Below are 23,870 nucleotides of genomic sequence, written 5' to 3'. Positions count from 1 at the left end.
ACTACTTTCCTGCCGCATTCAGCATGAGGATGGTGAGCAGCACAGGCAGGTAGATGACGCTCACCTTCAACAGATCGCGTGCGTACATTTTTGATTCCACTATGCTGCGGGCGCGGGTGATGCGGGCGAAGCGGAGCGTGTATCCGAGATAGGCACAGCCGAGCAGCAGCGCTGTGACTCCATAGATGCGACCGGCCATGTGCAGATAGACCGGAAGCAGGCTTACGGGGACCATGAGCACAGCGTAGGTGATGGCTTCGAGCACGGTCGACCAGCCATCGGGCTGCACGACGGGGAGCATGCGGATGCTGGCGCGTCCGTAGTCTTCCTTGTAGAGCCAGGCAATTGCCATGAAGTGCGGAAACTGCCAGACGAAGAGGATCGCGAAAAGCGCGACGGCGGGCCATTCGATGGCGCCGCGAACGGCGGTCCAGCCGAGAAGCGGCGGCATGGCTCCGGGAAAGGCGCCGATGAATGTTGCAAGCGTGGTGTGGCGCTTCAATGGCGTGTAGATGGCGACATAGCTGAACGCCGTGATGAGGGTCAGTGTGCCGGTGACGAGGTTGGTGGCGTAGGTCAGCCAGAGCGAACCGGCGATGATGGCGATCATGCCCAGGACGAGGCCATGTGCCAGGCTGATGCGTCCGGAGGCCATGGGGCGCTGTGCTGTGCGGATCATTTTGGCGTCGAGCTTACGCTCAAGCGCTTCGTTAAGCGCGGCTGAGCCGGCAGAGACGAGTCCGATGCCGGCCAGGGCGGCAATCAGCCCCGGCTGTATGCTGCTGATGCCGCTGCGCATGGAGGCGAGATAAAAGCCGGCCCATGCGGTCATGACGACCAGCGCGGTGACGCGGAACTTGAAGAGCTCGGCGTAGTCGGTGATGCGGGAGGCGGTTTCTCCGGCGCGCAGATGGGTGTGCTTTTCCTCGCTTGCGATAGCTTCAAGCGCTGGGGATGCAGGTGCGGCTGGCGTCATCGCTGCTCCGCCCGGAGTGGGATGAATTTTGCGGCTGAGACCACTCACCATGATAGCAAGCGGGTGGATCGAGGAATGCGTAGCTAACGGATGTCGAAAAAGATTTTCGGTCTTCCACCCTTTTGTCGAGCACTACGACGAAAGGATAGGACACCCGGAGTCCATGTTCGTTCTGATAAAAGACCCCAGGTTAGCTTCGCGAACCTGGGGCACCCAGATCATGGCTACCTTTGTACTTCGGTGAGTGGTTTGGGTTCGGCGATGACTGGGTCCTGGTTTACGGCGTATTCGTCGAGCAGCACAGTGACAAGGACGGCGGTTGGCACGGCTACGAGTGCGCCGCGGATTCCGTCGAAGGCGGCGCCTAACAGCAGTGCGACGATGACGGCGAGTCCGGGGAGATCGACACTTGAGCGCATGATGCGGGGCGTAAGGAACGATGTTTCGATCTGTGCGTAAATGGCGTAGAAGATGCCGACGCCAAGGACTCGGCCCCAGGAGTCGATGGCGGCGACGAGCAGTGAAAGTGTTACGGTGATGACGGCTCCGGCGATGGGGATGATGTTGAAGAGGCCCATCAGCACGCCGAGCGCATAGGCGTAGCGGATGTCGAGGGCAAGATATACGACGGTACTGAGGACCCCAAGGATCAGCATCAGCATGCCCTGGCCGAGGAGCCATTTTCCCATGCGAATCTCGGCGCGGATCAAAGTTGTGTCGAGGCGCTGGCGCGTGTTGACGGGGAAGAAGCTGAGGAGCCAGTGGTATGCCTGCTCGCCTTCGAGCATGAAGTAGACAGTGAGAATAATGCCGGTAATGATGTCGAAGAGTTTACTCGCCCACTGGCGGGCAGAGTAGAAGAGATAGGTCGCAAAATTTGCGGCGAAGTCCTGCAGTTTGGCATTGAGGGCGCTGATGTCAATGCGCTGCATCAGCGGAAGCTGGCGAATGCGGGAGAGGAGTTGTGGCCCGCGCGTGGGCAGCTCGTTGGCGAATTCCCGTGTGTCATGGATGACAGGAGGGAGCGCGAAGACAAAGAAGAGAGTCGCAAAGCCGCCAACGAGAAGAAACAGGATCAGGATGGCTATGCCGCGGTTGGGGTGCCACTTGCCGATGCGCAACTTCATGATGCCGCGGACCACAGGCATGAGCACGACGGCGAAGAGCGCGCTGACATACAGGAGTAGCAGAACGTTGCGCACCAGCCATGCGAGATAAAGTCCAAGGGCAAGGGCAAAGGCGAAAACAATATCACTGCGAAGGGAGCGTTGCCTCATGCGAGCGCATCTTCCTTCCTGTAGAGGCGAGTTACAGCTTCAATGATGTGTTGCGTTGTCTCTGTGGGGGTGAGCGATGCGGTTTGAATGACTACATGCGCGTTGCGGTAATGCGGCAGCCGGTTCTCGAATCTTTTCAGCAGGCGCTCGCGATCGTTCAGTACCGGACGGACCGCGGCTCCCGGCTGCTCCTCGCAGCGGGCGATCATGACTTCGAGAGGAGCTTCGAGGAAAACGACGCAGGTGTCCGGCGACTGGAAGAGCGCCTGGCGTGCGGCTTCTGTTTCAATGGCGCCGCCTCCTACCGCGAGAACAAGATGCTGCTCGCGAAGCAATTCGCTGATGACTTCAGCTTCGAGCTTGCGAAAGACGGACTCACCGCGACGGGAGAAAATTTCTGCGATGGTAGAACCTGCGCGCTCTTCCAGAACAGCATCCGCATCAAGAAAACGCCAATGCAATTGCGGAGCAAGCAATGCGCCCACGGTGGACTTGCCTGCGCCCATAAACCCTACAAGCACGATGCGCGAGACGCCGGCAGGGAACTGTGCGGTGATCTTCATGCGTTCCCTGCATTATAAGTTTCCCGGTGCTGAATACCCATGGGGGAGGGGGTTATCGGGCTGGGTGCCTGCTGATTTAGAAGCTGGCGAATTTTGCGCCTTTTTTCCCGGAGGCGGTGGATGTATTATCCCCAGATCCGCTGCGGATGGCAGACTGGATGTTATCCCATACTTCCGGGCTGGGATCGTGGATCGGCAGAAGAAGTTTTGCCTGGGCTGCAATGTACTCAAGATCGCGCACAAGTGCAGCACAGTTCTCGCAGCCTTTTATGTGCTGCTCGTTGCTTACATCTATGCCCGCCTCAAACAGTTCGGGCAGTTTTTCCTGAAATTCCGCGCAATTCATGTTTCCCTTATCTTGACCGCTGCCTGGGCTGCTCATGCGACCGACTCCTTTGGTTCCCCGGACCGGAGGAGATCGCGCAGCTTCATGCGCGCCTTATGCAGTTGCGATTTGCTGTTGCCAATGGAGCAAGCGAGCATATCGGCGATTTCATTGTGTTCATAGCCTTCCACGTCATGCAGGACAAAGACCAGCCTGTAGCCTGGAGGCAGGTTTTCAACGGCGCGTTCCAGCGCAACACGGTCAACGGAGCCGGAGAGCATCAGGTCTCTCTCACCGATGTCTTTACGGGGGCCGTCATCCTGAGAGGGCTCGAGTGTTTCTTCAAGCGAGACCTGTGGCAGGCCTTTCTTGCGCAGATGCATCAGCACAACGTTTACGGACAAGCGATGCAGCCACGTGGAGAAGGCCGAGTCTCCACGAAAAGTCCCGATTTTACGGTAGAGCTGGAGAAATGCTTCCTGGGTGAGGTCTTCTGCCTCAGCGACGTTGCCCAGCATGCGCAGGCACAGCGAATAGACACGGCGCTTATGCATGGAGTATAGCGTTTCAAAGGCCCGGGCGTCGCCTGCCTGGGCACTGGCAATGGCTTCTTCCTCTCCGGCAATGGGAGGATTGCGGCGTATATGTTGCGCTGCTTTTGCCTGAGTGGGTTCGGCGCTCATTCGCAAATTACCTGTCTTGAAAGTTCCATGCTTTGCCTTTTCCGTCAACGTGTTGTCGGGTTTTGTCGGTGTGGCCAGATGCATGACGATCATTCTATGAATGGAATGTTACTAGTACTTAGAGATGGTGCAGATGTTAAAGGTTGCCACAGACGGTCATGAGCCGATGAAACGCGCGTAAAGGCTGCGTGCCTGCATTACGTCCGTAGTGCCCTGAATCATGGCGCGGCCATCGGTGAAGAGCGTCATCACGAAGTCTCCATACTCAAAGCGCAGCAACATGCTGTTGTAGCGTACGCGGCCGTGAGGGCTGAGCCTCTGTTCCATCTCGCTGAAGTCTACAGGGCGGTGGCGCTCGTGAATCTGGACGGAATTGCGTCCGCAAAGCGTGATGTGAGGGCGGCCCTCGCCGCGCAGGTGCGCGAAGTTGCGCTGCTGACAGGCTTCGCAGTCATGGCGCGGGCGCGCGGTGGATACTTCGGAGCGCTCGTTGGTCCAGAGATCGAAGGACAGAAGACTGCGGCGAAGCTTGTTTTTCGCACCGACAATGAGCTTGATGGCTTCTGTAACCTCAATGGAGGCAGCGAGGTTGACGGCTGTGTTGAGAATGCCGGCGGTATCGCAGGTTTCTACTGTGCCGCCCGGTGGCTTGGGAAAGATACAGGCGAGGCAGGCGGTTTCTCCGGGCAGGACACTCATCGTCACGGCATAGGCGCCGATGGCGGCGGCGTAAATCCACGGCTTGTCCTGCTCGATGGCGTAGTCGTTGATGAGATAGCGGGTCTCAAAATTGTCGGTCGCGTCAAGAACCAGGTCTGAATCGCGCAGGAGCTCGTGGATGTTTCCGGGGGTGAGGTCGGCAACATGGGCATGAACCGTGATTTCACTGTTGAAGAGAGCTATTTTTCTACAGGCCGCCTCCGCTTTTGGCAGAGATTCGTGGGCATCCTGCTCATCGAAAAGCACCTGCCGCTGCAGGTTGCTTTCTTCGACGAAATCGCGGTCAATGAGCGTCAGCGTGCCGGCTCCGGCGCGGGCAAGGAGACTGGCTGCCGCAGCCCCTGTAGCTCCGCAGCCGACAATGGCCACGCGCGCATGGGAGAGTTTTTCCTGGCCCTGCTCACCGATTCCCGGATAAAGGACCTGCCGGGAGTATCGTTCGGTGAATCGATCTGTAACATGCGTTACCGGCATCGGCTGGCGTTCTCGCTTTCCTGATTAGTATAAAAGTTGATGCGGGAGCATGACATCGGTTCATGAGGCCGCTGCTTTTCCGGGAGCTAGCATCGTAAGTATCTAAATGGGTTTAAAAGAGGGGCTGATTGGATTTTCGCTGCAAATCCTGGTGGAGAATTTGCTGGTCAGGCCTTTTGGTCATTGCGGTTAGTTTTCCGGGATTTGCTTCCGAGGCCAAAGGGCAATCCGCGCCGGTAAGCGCGCAGCAGGAATCCACGGGCGACATCACGTTGCGAACCTGGACAGGCCTGCAGGTTTCAGACATACAGTTTAAGGGCATTGAGGCGGACCGGCTGCGTCCTTTGCCGGAAAGTCTGGCTCTGCAGCCCAATCAGCCGCTCGATCCGCAGAAGGTCAGGGAGAGTCTGCGGCGCCTCTACGAAACCGGACTCTATAAAAATATTGCTGTCGAGGGAACACGTCACGGTGATTCCATCACGATTATTTTTAATGGGACACCCAGCCTGTTTATTGGGCGCATCACGGTACAGGGAGTGAATGAGCGTCTCTCCGGAATACTCGAGCGTTCGACGAGGATGGTTCCCGGCACCGCTTACACGGATGCGAAAGTTCTGCTGGCGCAAAAGCAACTGCGACAGACGATGGAAGAGAACGGCTATTACCAGTCAAAGATTTTTGCCAGCACCACCATCGACGACGTCAATTCCCAGGTCAGCATCATTTTTCAGATCGAACAGGGTAAGCAGGCGCGAGTCGGCAATGTGACGGTCGGCGGCGATCCCGGCATGACGGTCGAGAAGTTTCGCAAGACGGGAAAGCTGAAGGGAAACTCGAAGGTTTCGCGCGATACGGTGAGCCGCGCGCTTACGCGTTTGCGCCAGGCTTATCAGAAGCAGGACCGCCTTGAGGCCGCAGTGAAGCTCGACTCGCGCGACTATCAGCCGCCGGTCAACCATCTGGATTATGGATTCACTTCCAACCGCGGCCCACTGGTGAGGATTCTGGTGGAAGGTGCTTCATTGAGCAAAGGCAAAATCAAGAACCTGGTGCCGATTTATGAAGAAGGCACGGTCGATGAAGACCTGCTGAATGAAGGCGACCGGCGCATCCGCGACTACTTCCAGAGACAAAGCTATTTCAACGCGAAGGTAACGCACACAGAGCACCAGGCAGACCCCCAGCACTCGTCCATTACGTTTAATGTGAGCCTTGGGAACAAGCACCGTGTGGATAAGGTGACGATTTCCGGGAATAAATATTTTGATAACGACGTGCTCCGGCAGCGCCTGAGTGTTCTTCCGTCCAGCATCGTGAATCGTCAAGGTCTGTACAGCCAGGCACTGGCGCAGGCAGATGCGAACTCCATTATGGCCCTTTACCAGAACAATGGTTTCAGCCATGTGAAAGTGACGCCGGAAATTAAAGATGTAGAGGCCAACGTACCGGGGCAACAGGGGAAACTGAACCATCTCAGCGTGAACTACAAAATCGAGGAAGGCTCGCAGGTGCATATCGGCGTCTACGATATCCATGGCGCGGATCAGATCAGGCTGGCAGAGCTCACGCAGCTGCTGAATACGCAGTCGGGGCAGCCTTACTCTTCGGCCAATGTAAATGCTGACAGGGATGCGATTCTTACGTACTACCTGAGCCAGGGGTTTGAGAAGGCGCAGGTAGAAATCACGCAGCGTCCATCGTCTGCGAACCCGAACCTGATTGATATAAACATGAACATCAGCGAAGGCGAGCAGGTGTTTGTCAATCGTGTATTGATTTCAGGGCTGCATTACACGCGGCCCAGTACGGTAGAAGACAGTGTGTTGTTGCATCCAGGTGATCCTCTGAACCAGACTGCGCTGCTGGATACACAGCGCAAGCTCTATGACCTGACCCTCTTCAACCAGGTAAACACGGCGATTCAAAATCCCCAGGGGAATGAACTGCGCAAGAACGTGCTGGTGCAATTCACGGAAGCGCGCCGCTGGGACATGAGTTATGGGTTTGGCTTCCAGGCGCAGACGGGCAATCCACAGACGAACTGCAGTAATCTTACGCCGGAGCAGCTGATTCAGCTGGGCATCAACCCCTCGACCTTTCACTGCAGCCCGAACGGCAAGACAGGCGTCAGTCCGGCATTTCTCTTCAATATTTCGCGCATCAACCTTTGGGGGAGCGACAAGTCGATTTCACTCAATACAACGTATGGCTTGCTGGAACAACGGATACAGACCATTTTTTCTTATCCGCACCTTTTTGGCGATAAGAAGTTCGACGCGATATTGTCAGGCGGTTACACCAACGCGCAGGACGTGACGACCTATGCGTCGTCGCGCCTGGAAGCCTCGCTGCGCGTAACACATCATGTGAGCAAGCCGACCACGTTGATCTATTCCTACAGCTATCGCCGCGTCAAGGTTGATCCGAACAGCGTGCAGGTTGCGCCGAATGAGATTCCCCTGGTGTCACAGCCGGTGCGCGTGGGCGGACCGGGAATCACGTGGATTCGAGACACGCGCGTGCCCACGCCTCTGGATGCGACGCGGGGAACCTATAACACTATTCAAGACACGTGGGCGGATTCGCACTTTTCTTCGCAGGCGAATTTCAACCGCTTCGACGCGACCAATTCCACTTATTACACATTTGGCGAGATGAACAAATGGACGCTGGCACGCAGCACGCGCATCGCTATAGAGCGGTCGTATGGCGCGGACAAGTATGAAGCGATTCCGCTGCCGGAACGCCTTTATGGCGGCGGGGCGCAATCACATCGCGGCTTTGGCATCAATGCGGCAGGGCCACGCGATTCGCTCACCGGATTTCCCATCGGCGGCGCAGGGGCATTCATCAACAGCACGGAATTGCGCATGCCTAATCCCACACTGCCTTATGTCGGCAACAGCCTGGGGTTTGTGCTTTTCCACGATATGGGCAATGTCTTTGAGAACTCGTCCGATATATGGTCGAGCATCATCCGTATCAAGCAGCCGCACAGCTATACCTGCAAGGACCTGAATGAAGACGACCAGTCAGTGCCGCATGAGCATACAAGCACTGGCGGCGCGGGCATTTGCAGCTTCAACTATTTTTCGCATGCCGTGGGGGCGGGCGTGCGCTATCACACGCCTGTAGGTCCTTTGCGGCTGGACTTCAGCTATAACCTGAATCCGCCGATTTATCCGATTATCATCGACTACTCTGGCGGCCCGACACGCGTGGGTCAGGCGAGTCATTTTAACTTCTTCTTCAGCATTGGGCAGGCGTTCTGATGAAGCACTGCGGACAAAACGCATGGCGGGCAGCGCGAATCGTACTGGCGTTATGCTTGTCCGCGGAGGCATTGGCACAGACGCCGCAGGCTGCTCCATCTCCGGCTCCTGTACAGACAGCGAACAATGCAGCCGAGACGCCGATTGTTCTTGACCGCGTCATTGCCATCATCAATGGTGATGTGCTGCTCGAAAGCGATGTGCGCGAGGAGATGCGCTTTTCTGTCCTTCAGCCGGTTTCCATCCCCGCCGATCAGAATACGGTGCAGCGCGCGACGCAGAGGCTTGTCAGCCGCACGCTTATCCAGCGGCAGATGAAAGAACAGAACCAGATCAACTATTCAGTGACAGATGATGATGTTCACAAGAGCCTGGAAGAACTGCGGCGGCAGATTCCCGTGTGCGGTGCGATGCATTGCGAGACAGAAGAGGGATGGCAGGCTTTCCTTAAAAAGAGCAATCTTAGCGAACAGGAAGTGCAGGATCGCTGGCATCAGCGGCTGGAGATTCTGAAGTTTATCGATGCCCGGTTTGGAGTGAGCATCCGTATCAGCCAGCAGGACATTGAGAGCTACTACCAGAAGAGCTTTCTGCCCGCATTTGCCAAGACCAAGCAGCCGCCGCCAACGCTCGAGAGCGTGGCTCCGCGCATCCGCGAAATTCTGTTACAGCAGCAGGTGAATGCGCAGCTGCGTGACTGGCTGCAGAGCCTCCGCCAGCAGGGCAGCGTGCAGGTTCTCGATCCTGCTTATGGTCAGAGCAGCGGCAGCACAGACGAGGAAGATTCGGGAGGCGGCGCATGAGCACTCAGCCTCCTGTACCACCGGCAACAGCGCGAAGGTTCTGGCTGCGAGCCGGGCTGGCCGCGGTGGTTGTGTTCGCGCTCGTGATCGGCGCGGGCATCTGGTATGCGTCCACGCCGCAGTTCCAGAATATTGTGCGCGAAAAACTTGTCGCCACGCTGCAACAGGCAACGGGCGGCCGCGTGGAATTGCAGGCTTTCCGCTGGTCGTTGCGGCATCTTGCCTTTGAGGCTGATGGCCTGACGATTCATGGACTCGAAGCGGCGAATGAAGCGCCCTATGCACATGTTGACCGGATCTATGTGCGGGTGAAGCTGCTGTCGCTCTTTGGGCCAAAGAAAATTGACCTGAGTTACCTGGAAGCAGACCACCCGACATTTCATCTCATTATTTATCCGGATGGATCAACGAACCAGCCGCAGCCGAAAACCAAAAGCCAGGGAAAACCAGTGGCAGACACGTTGCTCGATCTTCAGGTGGGCAGGACGGAGATTCATGACGGTGTTGCGCTGGTGAATCAGCAGGCCACTCCGTTTAATCTGGCTGCGAATGATCTTGGCGTTGTTGTTACTTACTCCGCTCCAAAAGATCACTACCTGGCAACGGTACATGCTGCGGACATTGTTGCGCAGAGGGGAAAGCTGTCTCCGCTGCATTCGCAACTTGATCTTGCAGCTGAGATAGGACGGAACACGCTGAATGTGTCGCAGTTGCAGTTACAGACAGGATCATCTGTTTTGAAAGCGACAGCGGCGCTCAGCGACTTTGCGAATCCGCACTGGACTCTGGCTGCGCAGGGCAAGGTGGATGTGCGCGAAATAATGGCGCTGGCTCCGGTTGATGGTGTGGATAAAGGCGTCGCCAGCCTCGATGTTAAGGGGCAGGGGATCAAGGCGCAGTTTTCACTGAATGGACAGGTGAGCGTTGCCGGCGCTGCCTATCATGTGGGCACAGTCCATATTGCCGGCGTGAATGCAGATATGGCGCTGCAGGCGACAGCAGACGAACTGGCGCTTACGGGAATTCGGGCGCGCCTGGCAGGTGGTGGCACGGTGAATGCAGAGTTGCGCCTCGCTCACTGGCTGGGAACCGCACCTGCGAGCAACGGACAGCTGGTTGCGGCGACGAGCAAGGGAACGATCCGCGCGAAGATGAGCGGCATCTCTCTACAGACTGTGATGACGATGGTTGCGCCGCGCCAGTATCAGGACCTGGGTTTTAGCACCTTTATTTCGGGAGATGGTTTTGTTGACTGGACCGGCAATGCTTCTGACCTCTCGGCGCGGGGCAACGTCACGCTCACACCGCCATCGCAGCCTCCGAATGGACAAGTGCCCCTGTCAGGAGTGGTGGACGCAACGTATTTCCAGAAGAACGGAAGTGTACAGATCAGGCAGTTCCAGGCGCATACTCCGGCGACGCAGATGGATATTTCCGGTGGTCTGGGCGTTTATCCTGTCAGCCGGCCCTCGACTCTTCAGGTGAATCTCGAGACAACGAATCTCGGCGAGTTTGACAGGACGCTGACGGCGGTTGGGGTGGCATCGGGCGGCAAGCGCGGAGTGCAGGCACTGCCGTTGCGGTTGCAGGGGCAGGCACAGTTTCACGGAACAGTTTCAGGAACACTGATGGATCCGGATGTAAAGGGCCATGTGATTGCGAACAACTTTGATCTGCTGCTGCCGGCAGCGGCACAGAGCGCTCCTGCAGCGGTTCAAGCAAGCACGCCGGCCCAGCCTGCTCCTGCAGAACAGGCAATCCATTGGGATTCGCTTGTTGCCGACGCGGAGTATTCTTCGCAACTGATTTCGATACAGCAGGCGACGTTGACGAGCGGCAAGACTACGGTTCATGCATCGGGCCAGTTGCATGCACATCAGACAGGCCCGCGCCGCTATGCTTTCGATGACGCATCAGCGATTACGGCCGATGTTCGCATCCAGGACGCGCAGGTTGCGGAAATGCTGGCGATGGCAGGCCAGAGCCTTCCAGTAACGGGAACTCTGAACCTGAATGCGCACGCTGGCGGTTCGCTGACGAATCTTAACGGCGGCGGGCATCTCGCGGTGCAGGGTGGAAAAATCTATGACGAGCCTTACCGCAGCCTGAACGCCGATCTGCGCTTTGCCGGAGACGAGATCGGCGTTTCGAAACTGACACTGTTACAAAATGGTGGACAGCTTACGGGGGACGGCGGCTATCGGATACAGGCCAAGCAATTTCACTTCAATGCCGAGGGCAGAGGCTTCGATCTGGCCCACTTGGAACATTTCAAGAGCTCGCGCATCCCAGTGACGGGGCAACTGGTTTTTGCCGCCAACGGCTCGGGGACGTTTGAAGCACCGAACCTGCAGGCCAATGCGCATCTGACACATATCTCGGTTGGAAACCAGCAGGACGGTGCTGTCGATCTGGATGCGCACACCAGCGGCGGTAATCTGCTCTACACGGTGAACGGCCACCTGGCATCGGCGCAACTGCAGGTCCACGGACAGACTGCTGTGAGTGGCGACTATGCAACGCAGGCGCAGGCGCAGCTCAGTAATTTCGATATTGCTCCGTATCTCGATATGTTTCACGTCGAGGGCGTGAAAGGGAGCTCTGCGATTGCCGGGACGCTGACGGTTTCCGGGCCGCTGCGCACGCCGCGCCAGCTTGAGGGCGATGCTCAGCTGAGCCAGTTTGCGGTGACGCTTGGCGGAATCCCGCTGAAAAATGAAGGACCTTTGCATGCTCACCTGCGGAATGGATCTTTGCATCTCGACCCGCTGCATATTACGGGCGATAATACCGACCTGCGTGCCCAGGGTGAAGCCGGAGTGCTCGAAGCGCAGCATGGGATGAACGTGCAGGCGCAGGGATCGATCAACCTGAAGCTTCTGCAGACGCTCTACCCTGACCTGAATTCTTCAGGCCAGGTGACATTCACGATGAACGCCGGAGGCACATTTGCGCGGCCCGATCTTACCGGGCAGGTGAACCTCACGAATGCGGCGGCGAGTGTGGAGAGTTTCCCCAACGGGCTGAGCCAGCTGAACGGTACTCTCGAGTTCACGCAGGATAGGCTGCAGGTGAAAAGCCTGACCGGGACTACGGGGGGCGGCCAGGTAAGTGTAACCGGATATGTTACATATCAGCAGGGCATTTATGTTGATATGACGACCACCGGAAAAGACATCCGTATTCGGTATCCGGCGGGCATCAGCTCGATGATTAACACCAGGCTGCGGCTGCAGGGAACACAGGCCAGCATGACGCTGAGCGGAAACGTGCAGCTGACGCGCTTCACCATCAGCCCGAATCTTGATTTTGCCAGCTTCGGCGGGCCTTCTGCGGGCGCTGCGCCTCCTCCTGATCCGACTGCCTTTTCGAACCGGATCCGGCTCGATATCCACGTGACCTCTTCGCCGGAGCTCGATTTCCAGAACTCCTTTGCCAAGCTTGCGGGCGATGTGGACCTGCGCGTTCGCGGCACGGTGGCGCAGCCCTCTGTGCTGGGCCACATTACGATTACCGAGGGCAATGCCACTTTTGCAGGCACGAAGTATCAGCTGCAGCATGGGGACATTTACTTCAGCAATCCGGTGCGGATTGAACCGATTATCGACCTTGCCGCTACCGCGCACGTCGAAGATTACGACATCACGATCGGCCTGACTGGGACGCCGAGCAACCTGTCGCCGAGCTTCCGCTCAGAGCCTCCGCTTGCGCAGCAGGACATCTTCTCCCTGCTGGCAATGGGGCGCACGCAGGAAGAGCAACAAATCTACAGCATGCAGGCGCAGCAGGCTGGCGTGAATACGGCCGCCGATGCGCTGCTGGGCGGAGCGCTGAACGCCACTATCAGCAGCCGGATTCAGAGGCTTTTTGGCGGCGGCAGCGTGAAAATCGATCCGTCGTGGGTGGGGTCGGTCGGCAACTCGACCGCGCGCATTACTGTTTCTCAGCAGGTCTCAAAAAATGCAACCCTTACTTATGCGACCAACATCAACTCGACGGCACAGCAGCTGATTCAGGGAGAACTGAATGTGACTCCTACGATTTCGGTTCTCGCGGTGCGCGATGAGTCGGGTGTCTTCAGCCTGATGTTCAAGGTGCACAGGCGCTACCGGTGAAAACGATTCAAGGGAATTTGCGAAAAAGAGGGAATCAAATTCAGTAGAATGTGTTTGTAGTAACAGAGGCTGCTCTTACGATACCGGCGAGCAGTAGTCTGTTTGATCCGGACCGGATTGCAGCCCGCCAGGAGAAAGTTAGACATGAAGCATGTTTGGCGGAGTTTTATTCCAGCTTTAGCGGCAGTCTTATTTGCTGTTTCACCTTCCATCGTGTCGCCTCGTTCTTTGGTTGCTGCAGCGCAGGGAGATCAGGATGGCCAGATCAAGGCCGAGATCCTGAACAAGGCGCTGAACAAGTCCCAGTTTAAGAACGTGCAGACGTCGGTACAGAACGGAGTCGTAACGCTTACCGGCACGGTAGATGTTTACGACGCCAAGGCAGATGCGGATAAGCGGGTGCATCGTGTCAAGAACGTCAGGGCAGTTGAAAACAATATCGAAGTAGCTGGCCCGGAAGTTCCGGACCAGGAACTGCAGGAAAAGCTCGTGAAAGCAATTGAATATGATCGCGTCGGCTATGGGACGACAGCGTTCAATGCAATCGGTGTCCAGGTGCAGAACGGCGTGGTCACACTTTCCGGCCATGCTTATGGTCCGGTAGATGCGGATTCAGCTGTAGCGGTGGCGGCCAACACCAAGGGCGTGAAGGACGTCGTCAACGACATTCAGGTGGATCCGGTCTCTCCGATGGATGACCGTATCCGGATTGCAGTCTTCCGCTCGGTTTATGGTTTTCCGAGCCTGAACAGGTATGCGATTGACCCCGGTAAGCCGATCCGCATTTCGGTGCAGAACGGCAATGTGACCCTGTACGGCGTGGTGAACAGCCAGTCTGACAAGGAAGCGGCGGGTATTCGCGCCAATTCGGTTCCCGGAGTCTTCCACGTAACCAATAATCTTCAGGTTGCGGGGCAGCCGGAGAAGAAGTAGTTTCGGGATTGCTGTATCGGAAAACAGCCTCGCGTTGCGCGAGGCTGTTTTCTTTTGCGTGGCTTAAACTGGTTAGAGGCATAGAGAGGACATAACCAGCACATGGCATTGCTGCGCAGCATTGGCACGACACTTGAAATGATCAAATGGGAGCACTCGGTTTTTGCACTGCCGTTTGCGCTTACCGGGGCAATGCTTGCTGCGCATGGATGGCCGCGTCCTCTGCAACTGGTCTGGATTATTGCCTGCATGGTTACAGCGCGCTCCGCAGCGATGGCTTTCAATCGCTGGGCTGATGCCGATCTTGATGCGGAGAATCCGCGCACGGCCAGCCGGCACATTCCGGCAGGATTGTTAACGCGCGGATTTGTCGGCGTCTTCGCAGCTGTCATGGCTGCATTGTTCGTGCTCTCAGCCTCGCAGTTGAACCGGCTTACGTTGTGGCTCTCGCCAGTCGCGCTGGCCATTATTCTATTCTACTCCTATACCAAGCGGTTCACGCGCTGGTCGCACCTGTTTCTGGGGCTCTCGATGGGCATTGCTCCGGCTGCGGCCTGGATCGCAGTTCGCGGGACACTTGATCCGCGCATTGTTGTGCTCACCGCAGCGGTGCTGTTCTGGGGCGGCGGATTCGATGTGCTTTACGCATGCCAGGATGTGGAGCACGATCGCGGCCATCATCTGTACAGCATTCCTTCAACTATCGGGATCGCAGGAGCGTTCTGGGTAGCGCGCACGATGCATGCGGTGATGCTGGGACTGCTGCTCTGGCTGGTGAAATTGTTCGCGCTCGGACCGGTGGCTCTCGTGGGCGTTGCTGTGGTCGGTGCGCTGCTGCTTTATGAGCATCTGATTGTTTCGCCCAGGGACCTGCGGCGGCTGAATGCGGCCTTCTTCACCATGAATGGCGTGATCGCAATTGTCTTCTTTGTTTTTGTAGCGGCTGATCTGCTGCTTCGGCGAGTCGGCTAGAAATTCTCTACCGCGGAGGACGCGGAGGTCCGCAGAGGTTTCCCATCCTGTCGCAAACGGTGCGACAGGATGGAAAACTCGCGGTTAGGTGATGGGGCGTCTGCCGCCGATGAGCTGGATGAGTAGCACCACTAGAGCAATGACCAGCAGGATGTGGATGTACCAGCCGATGGCGTGAAAACTTACCAGCCCTAACAGCCATAACACCAGAAGAACTACAAAAATTGTCCATAGCATATTGTCTTCTCCCTGGCGATATTCAATGTGCTCCAGTATGGTATGGTGCGTTTGATGCCGTGGTGGGTTGTCGGCAGAGATCATTGACCAGGGAGAATTCAGCGGGGATGCAGGTTGCCATTCAGGGAGAGCCGGGGTCGTTCAGTCATGAAGCTGCAGGAAAGATGCTTCCAGAGGCAACCATTTTGCCGCGCGCACTTTCGTCCGATGTATTTCGCTCGCTAGTAGAGAAGGAAGTTGATGCGGCCGTGATTCCGATCGAAAACAGCCTCGCCGGTTCAGTGACGGAGCACTATGATCTGTTGCTTCGCCACGATGTTGCCATCGAGCGCGAGAGCCTGTTGCGCATCCGCCATAATCTGATTGCTGTTCCCGGAGTGAATCTGGAACAAGTCCGGCGAGTGTACTCGCACCCGGTGGCACTCGCGCAGTGCAGGATGTTTTTCGAGAAGCACCTGGCTATGGAGCCTTCACCTTACTACGACACGGCCGGCAGTGTGAAGCATCTGATGGAGACCAGCGACGCGAGCGCCGGAGCCATTGCCAGCACGCGGGCTGCGGAATACTACGGCGCACAGATTCTTGCTCCGGGCATTGAGGACAACCAGGAGAACTTCACACGGTTCTTTCTGATCCGCCGCCGCGAGGAAGTGGTAAAGCAACCGGATGCGGACAAAGTGAGCCTGGCGTTTACGGTCGAGAACCGTCCGGGAACGCTGGTAAAGGCACTGGAGGTTTTTGCCGGACAAGGGACGAATTTGACCAAGATTGAGTCACGTCCGGTACAGGGTAAGCCCTGGGAATATGTCTTCTATGCCGATTACCAGCTCTCAACCGAGTCGCGGGCCGATGTTGCCCTGGGACTGCTGGCACGGCATTGCTCGATGGTGAAGGAGCTGGGGCGATACCGGGCTGCTCCGCGACCGGAATAGGGACTTTTCATCCTGCGGGCAGCGATTGCCGATGAAATTTGGGATGAAACGACAACATCAGACCCAGCATAGCCGCATCCAATCGAATCACATCAGTCGTTTCAAAATACTACGGGCCAGAGTAAGTGGTTTGTTTTCAATACGGGTATTTGAAATTGCGCGGCAGTGCGACTTTTGCACAGGAAGTGAATCTAAGAAAGAAATTGAATTGTGTTCAGATCATATAATCTGATAAAGAGACACTCATGGCTAGCGATTTTCTCAGTGTAATTCAACCCAGCGACCCTAAGCAGCGCGAGGGCCGTCCAGAGGGCCGGGTGCTGCCCGTCCTGCCGGTTCGGGACACCGTTCTGTTCCCGCACGCCGTGCTGCCGCTTACTGTTGGACGCGAAAGTTCCATCCAGCTGATTCAGTCGCTGGGCGAGGAGAAGACCATCGTTGTGGTGGCGCAGCGCGATGCGCACCTCGATACTCCTCAGCCGGCGGATTTGCATACTTACGGCACGCTTGCGACGGTGCATAAGGTCGTGAAGATGCCGAACCAGAGCCTCTTTGTCTTCACGGAAGGCACGGAACGCGTAAAGCTCGGCGAGTTTACCCAGGTAGAGCCGTTTATGACGGCGCATTTCGATCCGGTGCAGGATGTGACGGCGAAGCCTGGCCCGGAGCTCGAAGCCCTGCAGCGTAATATTCTGGCGCAGTTCCAGCAGATTGTGTCGGCATCGCCTACGCTCTCCGATGAGCTCTCGGCGATTGCGGCGCAGATGGATGAGCCGGCGCGGCTGAGTGATTTTGTGGCTTCGTCGGTGCCGTTCCTGGCAACGACCGATCGCCAGGAATTGCTGGAGACTCCGGATGTGGCTGCGCGGCTCGACCGGCTGCACAAACATCTGGTCAAGGAAATCGAAGTCCAGCAACTGCGCAACAAGATCCAGTCTGAAGTGCAGGACCAGGTGCAGCAGTCGCAGCGCGACTACTACCTGCGCGAGCAGTTGAAGGCCATCCAGAAGGAACTCGGTGAACAGGACGAGAGCCAGAAGGATATTGAAGAGCTGCGGCAGAAGATTGAAGGCGCGGGCATGCCGGAGGAGACCAAGAAAGAGGCGCTGAAAGAACTGGGCCGGCTTTCGCGCATGTCGCCGATGGCTGCGGACTATTCGCTCACTCGCAACTACATTGAGTGGCTTGCGGTGCTGCCGTGGGACAAGTCCTCGGGCAGCGAAGTAGACATTACGAAGGCCAAGGAAATTCTCGACGAAGACCACTATGACCTGAAGAAGGTGAAGGAGCGCATCCTCGATTACCTCGCAGTGCGGCGTCTGAAGCCGGACATGAAGGGACCGATCCTGTGTTTCGTCGGGCCTCCGGGCGTGGGCAAGACCTCGCTTGGCCGCAGCATTGCGCGCTCGCTGGGGCGGAAGTTCCAGCGTATCTCGCTGGGCGGCATGCATGACGAGGCGGAGCTGCGTGGACACCGGCGCACTTATATAGGGGCGCTCCCGGGGCAGATCATCCAGAACCTGCGCCGCGCGGGCTCGAACGATCCGGTCTTTATGCTGGACGAGATCGACAAGCTGGGCCGCGATTTTCGCGGCGATCCGGCGTCAGCGCTGCTCGAGGTGCTTGATCCGGAACAGAACAATACGTTCCGCGACAACTATCTCGACCAACCATTTGATTTGTCGAAAGTCCTGTTCATCTGCACGGCGAACATGCTCGACACGATGCCTGCGCCGCTGCTCGATCGTATGGAGATCATCGAGCTGCAGGGTTACACGGAAGAAGAGAAGCGGCACATTGCGTTCCGCTACCTGATTCCGCGGCAGATCAAAGAGAACGGCATTAAAGAGGAGAGCATTGAGTTTCCGGAGCCGTCGATTTCCTACATCGTGCGGCACTACACACGCGAGGCAGGCGTGCGCAAGCTCGAACAGCTGATCGGAACGGTCTGCCGCAAGCAGGCGCGCCGCATCGCGGAAGGCAAGACGGAGAAGCTGGTTGTCACGCAGGAGATCATTCATGAGTTCCTGGGCGGCATCAAAGTTCGCGTGGACACGGAGATTGCCGAGCGCACGAAGCGCGCAGGCGTGGCTGTGGGTCTCGCGTGGACTCCGGCAGGCGGCGACGTGCTCTTTATCGAAGCCAACAAGATGAAGGGCAAAGGCGGGTTCACGATGACAGGCCAGATCGGCGAAGTCATGCAGGAATCGATGCAGGCGGCGCTGACGTGGGTGCGTTCGAATGCGAAGTCGATTGGTCTGGAAGAAGACTTTATGAAGGACATCGATCTGCATATTCACGTTCCCGCGGGGGCGATTCCGAAGGACGGACCTTCGGCGGGCGTGACCATGGCTACTGCTTTGATCTCACTGCTTACCGATACGCCGGTGCATCCGCTTACCGCGATGACGGGCGAGATCACGCTGAGCGGCAACGTGCTGCCTGTGGGCGGCATCAAGGAGAAGTTCCTTGCCGCCAAGCGCGCAGGCGTAAAGCAGGTCATTCTTCCGGCAGAGAACCGGCTGAACGTGGAAGAAGACCTGACGCCGGAGCAGATCGAAGGCGTGGCGATTCACTACGCCAGCCAGATTGAAGATGTGCTGGCCGTGGCGCTGCCCAAGTCTGAAGCAGAAGAGAAGAAGGACGAGCAGGTGCGTGAGGAAGTGCTGCAGCATGCTCATGCCTGATCTAGGCTGATTAGAAAAGGCCCGCTGAAAAGCGGGCCTTTTTGTTACCTCTGTGCTCTCTGCGTCCTCTGTGGTGAAGCTTTTTCACACGCTATCTCTGCCCGGGCGGAACACATTTTTCTAATCCGCTCTAAAATTACGTCCTGTCAAAGATTCCGAAGGTAACATTTTGCGGTAAAGTATTGGTCTCAAATGATATCTGTTGCAACGATCAATGAACTGATATTCCTTCTCTTTCTGGTATCCTGAAAAGAGAGCAAATAGACAAAAAGCCTGCCTGGATCCCGGCGGGTTTTTTATTGTCCGGAATCAGTACTTTACACGGAACCTGCTTGTTTTCAATACTTTGCCGCGCTGAAAACAGAGACCATGTGTTTTCAAAGACTTAACACCTCCCCCAGGGGGGAGGAGGGTCGCATGGAGAACCGGATGTTAGGGAAGCGAATCAGCGCTAAAAGCCTGGTGGAGGTTCGTTGGCGACGCCGAAGGCTTTTTCGAGGGCGCTGCCAGCGCTGCCCAGGGTGCCTTCGTCGAAGAGCTTGCCGATCAGGGTGATTCCGTGAGGAACGCGGCGCGGCGGGGAGAACTTCGGCAGAGGCTTGCCGGGGTCGGGGGCCCAGTCGCTGCGCGCTTCGGAGACTTCAACGAAACCGGCGCGCAGTGTCAGCGATGGATGGCCGGTGAAGTTGGTGAGCGTCAGCATCTCGTCGCGCAGCGATGGCACGAGCAGCAGGTCTACTTCGGAAAATACGCGCGCCATTTCCTGCGCTACTTTGCGGCGGAAGCGGTCGGCCTGCACGAAGTCGACGGCGGAGAGGAAGCGCGACTGGCGGAAGATGTTGGGCCAGGCGTCGGGAACCTGCGCTTTGAGCTGGTCGGCCTGATGGCTCAGCGTCAGCTCTTCGAAGGAAGCTGCAGCCTCGGCGAAGAGAATGATGTCGAGTGAGTCGTAGGGCCAGTCAGGGATGGATACCTCGACCGGCACCATGCCCAGCTTTTGCGCGGTTTCCAATGCCGCGCGATCTACGTCGGTGGCCGGAGCCTCTTTCATCCATTTGGGAAAATAGCCGACGCGAAGGCCGTGTATGTTGCGGGTGGCGTCGAAGTCGAGTTTGCTGGGCACGCTGGCTGTGTCGCCGGCGTCAATACCAGAGATGGCCGCGAGGACGAGCAGAGTGTCTTCGACACTGCGTGCCATGGGGCCGAGCTTGTCGAGCGACCAGCAGAGAGTCATGGCTCCGGTGCGCGGCACGCGGCCATAGGTCGGGCGCAGGCCGGTGACGCCGCAGCGCATGCTGGGGCTTACGATGCTGCCTCCGGTTTCGCTGCCGATGGCGAAGCCGACGAGGCCTGCGGCGGTTGCTGCGCCCGGGCCTGCGCTTGACCCCGATGATCCTTCTTCGAGCAGCCAGGGATTCATGGTCTGCCCGCCGAACCAGATATCATTCAATGCCAATGCTCCGAGGCTCAGCTTGGCTACGAGCACTGCACCTGCGTCATTGAGACGCTGGACGACGGCTGCATCGGTCGAGGGCGTGCGGTTTTTGAAAGGCTCGGCTCCGTAGGTGGTCGGGATGCCGGCAGTATCGAGCAGGTCTTTCGCGCCCCAGGGAATTCCATGAAGAGGGCCGCGGTATTTGCCTCCGGCGATTTCCTCATCCGCCTGCTTGGCCTGTATGAGAGCGTGCTCGCGGGCGAGCGTGATGACGCAGCGCAGTTTTGGATCGAAGCGCTGGAGGCGGTCGAGATAAATATTGGTGAGCCGCTCGGAGGTAAGCTTGCGCTGCTCGATCCAGCGCGAGAGCTGTGTAAGCGGGGCGAAGGCGATCTCTTCATCTTTTGCGGGCAGAGGTGCATTAGATTTGCTGCGGATGAAGCGGCTGCGATCAGGACCAGCGTGCCATCCGGGCTGCACTGCCTCAATGCGCGACCACGGAGCGAGTGCAGGTTCGAGGGCAACTTTGCGTGGACCAACTCTGCGCTCGTAAAGCGGGGCCATGGCCTGCCGCCAGCTCTTTGCTGCCTGATCTCGCTCGGCGGGGCTTAGTTCAACTTCAACTAACTTTTCCGCTTCGGCGAAGGTGGAGGCGGAGACTTCAGGCCCTGAGGCGGGAGCGGTAGCGAATGCAGGCGGCGCTCCGGGAGTGGGTGCTGACGGCTGCTGATTTGCAGACGGCTTCGGACTGCTTTTGCATGCGACTGCAGCTCCGAGCAGGCCGAGCGATGTGTGCGTCAGGAAATCTCTGCGCGATTTCGGCATGGTGGTTCCTTTCTTACGTTCAGACACATGATCTTGACTTCGCTCCTCCCATGCTTTCTAAGCTCCGACATAGTCGCAGACGATGGCGGTCAGGTCGTCTTCCTGAGAGGCGGCCCACTCCTGGACTGCGGCGATGATGTGATCAGCTGCTGCGGTGTGCGTGTGTGCGGCGCTTTCGCGCAGTATATGGGAGAGCCGCTCCACGCCAAACTCTTCTTCGCGGAGATTGGCGGCCTCGATGATCCCATCAGTGTAAAGAACAATGCGGTCTCCGGGCTCCAGGGGCTGAACCGTGGAGGTGTAGGCTGCGACCGGGAAGAGCGCCAACATCAGGCCGTTTTCTTGAACCTGTGTCACCTTGCCATCGCGCAGAAGCAGCATCGGCGGGTGGGCTGCTGCGGCATAGCGCAGTTCGCCTCTTTGCGCGTCCAGATGAACATAGGCGGCGGTGACGAACTGGCTCTGCGTGTTGCCGCAGAGCGTAGTGTTCATGGCGGTCAGCAATGCAGAAGGATTGTCTGCTGTGGCGCGTTGCGATGCTGCGGCCAGTTTCACCATGGAGGCGATCAGGGCCGCGGGCACTCCGTGGCCGGAGACGTCGGCGATGAGCAGTCCGGCCTGGTGGCCGTCGGCAATGAGGAAGTCGTAGAAATCTCCGGCGACCGAGCGCATGGGGACATAGCGGGCGGCGACGCGGAAGTTCTGGGATGCTGGAAATTCTCCAGGAAGAATGGAGAGCTGGATGCGCCGGGCTACGTCAAGCTCTTTCTGGAGCTCGCTGAACTGTTGTTCGCGACGGAGCACACGGTGTGCTGCGACATAACCGAGGCAGCCGAGGAAGATGGCGAAGCCGTACATTTCAAGATGCGTTCGTTTAAGGAAGAGACCGTTGATGTTGTTCCACAGGACGAATGCCACGAAGATCAACAGGCCATTTCGAATAATGGCGAGGTCTTTATCGGGGGCGCGAAGGCGGAACGATTGCACGATGATCGAAACTACGCCGGTAATGACAATCCCACTGTTGATCTTCTCAAGAAGCGGAATTGACGAGCCGAAAGTAGCCGCAAGAAATAGAACAGAGAGCAGCGAGGAGGCGATATAAGCCACGAAATCGCCGAGACGGCCCAGAAGGCCTGTTGCCTGAAAAAAGAAGAAGGCGGGAATGGCTGTAAGGTAGCTGGCGGAAGTCTTCAGCCTTTCAAAAAATTCAGACCGCGGCAACGTGAGGGACATCATGTCTGTCTGTATCCAGAGCCGCGTGCCGTAAAACATGGCGAAGAGGGCAAGCCAGAAAAGCATGGCGTCAAACTTGCGCCGGATGATGAGGAGGCTGAAGGAGATCAAGGCAACGGTGACGAAGGCTGAGCCCAGGAAGAGAGAAATTTCATCGCGGTGAAAGATGCGCAGGACTTCGTTGGCTGTCAGTTGCATTCGAAAGGATATTACATGAGGGGTGATGTGTTCTGTTGGTTGGGCACATGGTATTTGGGGAACTAACAAACTACCCCAGGTTAGCTGCGCGAACCCGCGGCACCCAACGCTCAACTCAGGATGACAAAACTACATTATTTACCGGTTGTGATTACAAGTTGCGTAGCTATGGGTGGAGCTTCTTTTCGCGCAGCCACTGCACAAGCGCCTCGGGATCGTCGGTGATGATGGCATCTACCTTCGCATCAACCAGCTTCTGCCAGTCTTCGGGGCTATCTGCCGTCCAGGGGACGACCTGCAGCCCGGCTGTGTGCGCGGCGGCGACTTTTTCCGGCGTTACCAGATGAAACTCGGGACTGATGATCTGTGCTCCGGTCTTTTTGCCGATGGAGACGAAGTCGGTATCCATGTCCGTGATGCCCATCAGCGCGGCGCTCTTTGGATCGTTGCTGACGAGCGCGGAGAGCCGGATGGATGGGTCGAGCTTCTTCATCGCTACCAGTGTGCGCCAGTCGAAGCTCTGCAGGATGACGCGCGATTGCAGGTTGTGCTTCTTTACCGCGTCGTCGATCAGCTTGACGAATTCTTCCGGGGTGGGAGTCAGTTCCGGGTGGCTGGGAAAACTCTTAGTCTCCACGTTGTATTCGAACTTGCCTTGGGGCGCGAGGTCGAGCACTTCATCGAAGGTGGGAATGTGTGTTCCGGGGACGGCAACCTGTTTGGGAAATGCAGGCAGTGTGGTTGCTCCGCAGTCGTACTGCTTGACCTGTGCGAGTGTGAGCGAATGGATCGCGGTGTGCGGTGGTGTCTCCGGTCCGGTGCAGACCCGCTCTCCGGGATAGTCATGTGTGATGAGAGGGAAGTGCGAGACGACGAGGACATTGTCTTTGGTGACGGCAAGGTCCATTTCGAGCACGTCGGCTCCGTGCTGGATGGCGTATTCAAAGGCCGGGACGGTATTTTCCGGGCGCGTGGCGCGGGAGCCGCGATGTCCATGCACCAGAATGGTTTGCGCATTGGATATAGAAGCAATCAAGACAGTCAGGGATAAGGCGAACGTTCTTAACATAGCGCGAGTGTATTGTTTCGCGGCATAGAGCATGTTGCAACGGAGTTAAAACACGTTGCCAAGGTAATCTCGCAACGTAAAGTAGGGAAGCCTATACTATAGTTTGCTGCTTTTTATTTTTGCCTGGTTATAGCAAGA

General features: G+C 57.3%; 17 protein-coding genes. 7 read left to right on the top strand and 10 right to left on the bottom strand.

Annotated features, from left to right (window positions below; genetic code table 11):
- Window position 1: 1 nt before the first annotated feature.
- From cyoE to AC5S16_RS19170, 6 genes are all read right to left on the bottom strand, one after another.
- Window positions 2-976: a heme o synthase gene (gene cyoE, locus AC5S16_RS19195; protein WP_493931719.1), complete on the bottom strand. Its 975-nt coding sequence runs from the start codon at window positions 974-976 to the stop codon at window positions 2-4.
- 224 nt (window positions 977-1,200) lie between these two features.
- A complete protein-coding gene (locus AC5S16_RS19190) occupies window positions 1,201-2,253 on the bottom strand; it encodes an AI-2E family transporter (RefSeq protein WP_493931718.1) in 1,053 nt (350 codons plus the stop codon).
- Window positions 2,250-2,816: a shikimate kinase gene (locus tag AC5S16_RS19185; protein WP_493931717.1), complete on the bottom strand. Its 567-nt coding sequence runs from the start codon at window positions 2,814-2,816 to the stop codon at window positions 2,250-2,252. The genes AC5S16_RS19190 and AC5S16_RS19185 overlap by 4 nt, the downstream gene beginning before the upstream one ends.
- 76 nt (window positions 2,817-2,892) lie before the next feature.
- Window positions 2,893-3,198 (bottom strand): hypothetical protein, encoded by a 306-nt coding sequence (locus AC5S16_RS19180; protein WP_493931716.1) that lies wholly within the window; start codon window positions 3,196-3,198, stop codon window positions 2,893-2,895.
- Window positions 3,195-3,824: an RNA polymerase sigma factor gene (locus AC5S16_RS19175; RefSeq protein ID WP_493931788.1), complete on the bottom strand. Its 630-nt coding sequence runs from the start codon at window positions 3,822-3,824 to the stop codon at window positions 3,195-3,197. The genes AC5S16_RS19180 and AC5S16_RS19175 overlap by 4 nt, the downstream gene beginning before the upstream one ends.
- A 156-nt stretch (window positions 3,825-3,980) precedes the next feature.
- Window positions 3,981-5,018, bottom strand: a complete 1,038-nt coding sequence (locus AC5S16_RS19170) for a ThiF family adenylyltransferase (protein ID WP_493931715.1) — start codon at window positions 5,016-5,018, stop codon at window positions 3,981-3,983.
- Between the two features lie 176 nt (window positions 5,019-5,194).
- Between AC5S16_RS19170 and AC5S16_RS19165 the strand changes: the two genes are divergently transcribed.
- The 5 genes from AC5S16_RS19165 to AC5S16_RS19145 all read left to right on the top strand — a co-directional run bounded on the left by AC5S16_RS19165 (window position 5,195) and on the right by AC5S16_RS19145 (window position 15,113).
- A complete protein-coding gene (locus tag AC5S16_RS19165) occupies window positions 5,195-8,290 on the top strand; it encodes a BamA/OMP85 family outer membrane protein (RefSeq protein ID WP_493931714.1) in 3,096 nt (1,031 codons plus the stop codon).
- A gap of 71 nt (window positions 8,291-8,361) precedes the next feature.
- Window positions 8,362-9,093 carry a peptidylprolyl isomerase gene (locus tag AC5S16_RS19160; protein WP_493931713.1) on the top strand — a complete coding sequence of 244 codons (732 nt, stop codon included), beginning with the start codon at window positions 8,362-8,364 and terminating at the stop codon, window positions 9,091-9,093.
- A complete protein-coding gene (locus tag AC5S16_RS19155; protein ID WP_493931712.1) occupies window positions 9,090-13,208 on the top strand; it encodes a translocation/assembly module TamB domain-containing protein in 4,119 nt (1,372 codons plus the stop codon). Before AC5S16_RS19160 ends, AC5S16_RS19155 begins: the two co-directional genes overlap by 4 nt.
- Before the next feature lie 144 nt (window positions 13,209-13,352).
- Entirely contained in the window at window positions 13,353-14,141 is a 789-nt protein-coding gene (locus tag AC5S16_RS19150; protein WP_493931711.1) for a BON domain-containing protein, read from the top strand.
- Window positions 14,142-14,243: 102 nt separating this feature from the next.
- The gene (locus tag AC5S16_RS19145) at window positions 14,244-15,113 is read left to right on the top strand and encodes a UbiA-like polyprenyltransferase (protein ID WP_493931710.1); all 870 of its coding nucleotides are present in this window, start codon (window positions 14,244-14,246) and stop codon (window positions 15,111-15,113) included.
- A gap of 84 nt (window positions 15,114-15,197) precedes the next feature.
- Here the strand turns inward: AC5S16_RS19145 and AC5S16_RS19140 are convergent, their stop codons facing one another.
- Window positions 15,198-15,350 carry a lmo0937 family membrane protein gene (locus AC5S16_RS19140; protein WP_493931709.1) on the bottom strand — a complete coding sequence of 51 codons (153 nt, stop codon included), beginning with the start codon at window positions 15,348-15,350 and terminating at the stop codon, window positions 15,198-15,200.
- Between the two features lie 107 nt (window positions 15,351-15,457).
- On the opposite strand from AC5S16_RS19140, the gene pheA reads away from it, so the two are divergent.
- Together pheA and lon are read left to right on the top strand one after the other, a co-directional pair.
- Entirely contained in the window at window positions 15,458-16,282 is an 825-nt protein-coding gene (gene pheA / locus AC5S16_RS19135; protein ID WP_493931708.1) for a prephenate dehydratase, read from the top strand.
- Window positions 16,283-16,527: 245 nt separating this feature from the next.
- Entirely contained in the window at window positions 16,528-18,969 is a 2,442-nt protein-coding gene (gene lon, locus AC5S16_RS19130) for an endopeptidase La (protein ID WP_493931707.1), read from the top strand.
- 451 nt (window positions 18,970-19,420) lie between these two features.
- On the opposite strand, the gene AC5S16_RS19125 is transcribed toward lon, so the two are convergent.
- The 3 genes from AC5S16_RS19125 to AC5S16_RS19115 form a co-directional block, all read right to left on the bottom strand.
- The gene (locus AC5S16_RS19125) at window positions 19,421-21,229 is read right to left on the bottom strand and encodes an amidase (RefSeq protein ID WP_493931787.1); all 1,809 of its coding nucleotides are present in this window, start codon (window positions 21,227-21,229) and stop codon (window positions 19,421-19,423) included.
- A gap of 57 nt (window positions 21,230-21,286) precedes the next feature.
- Window positions 21,287-22,663 (bottom strand): PP2C family protein-serine/threonine phosphatase, encoded by a 1,377-nt coding sequence (locus AC5S16_RS19120; RefSeq protein ID WP_493931706.1) that lies wholly within the window; start codon window positions 22,661-22,663, stop codon window positions 21,287-21,289.
- Between the two features lie 166 nt (window positions 22,664-22,829).
- Window positions 22,830-23,732, bottom strand: a complete 903-nt coding sequence (locus AC5S16_RS19115; protein ID WP_493931705.1) for a glycerophosphodiester phosphodiesterase — start codon at window positions 23,730-23,732, stop codon at window positions 22,830-22,832.
- Window positions 23,733-23,870 lie beyond the last annotated feature (138 nt).

Source organism: Acidobacterium sp. FHG110202_01 (assembly GCF_059115305.1).
The sequence above is the reverse complement of the archived record's forward strand: the minus strand, read 5'-3'. Positions and strand labels throughout refer to the sequence as shown.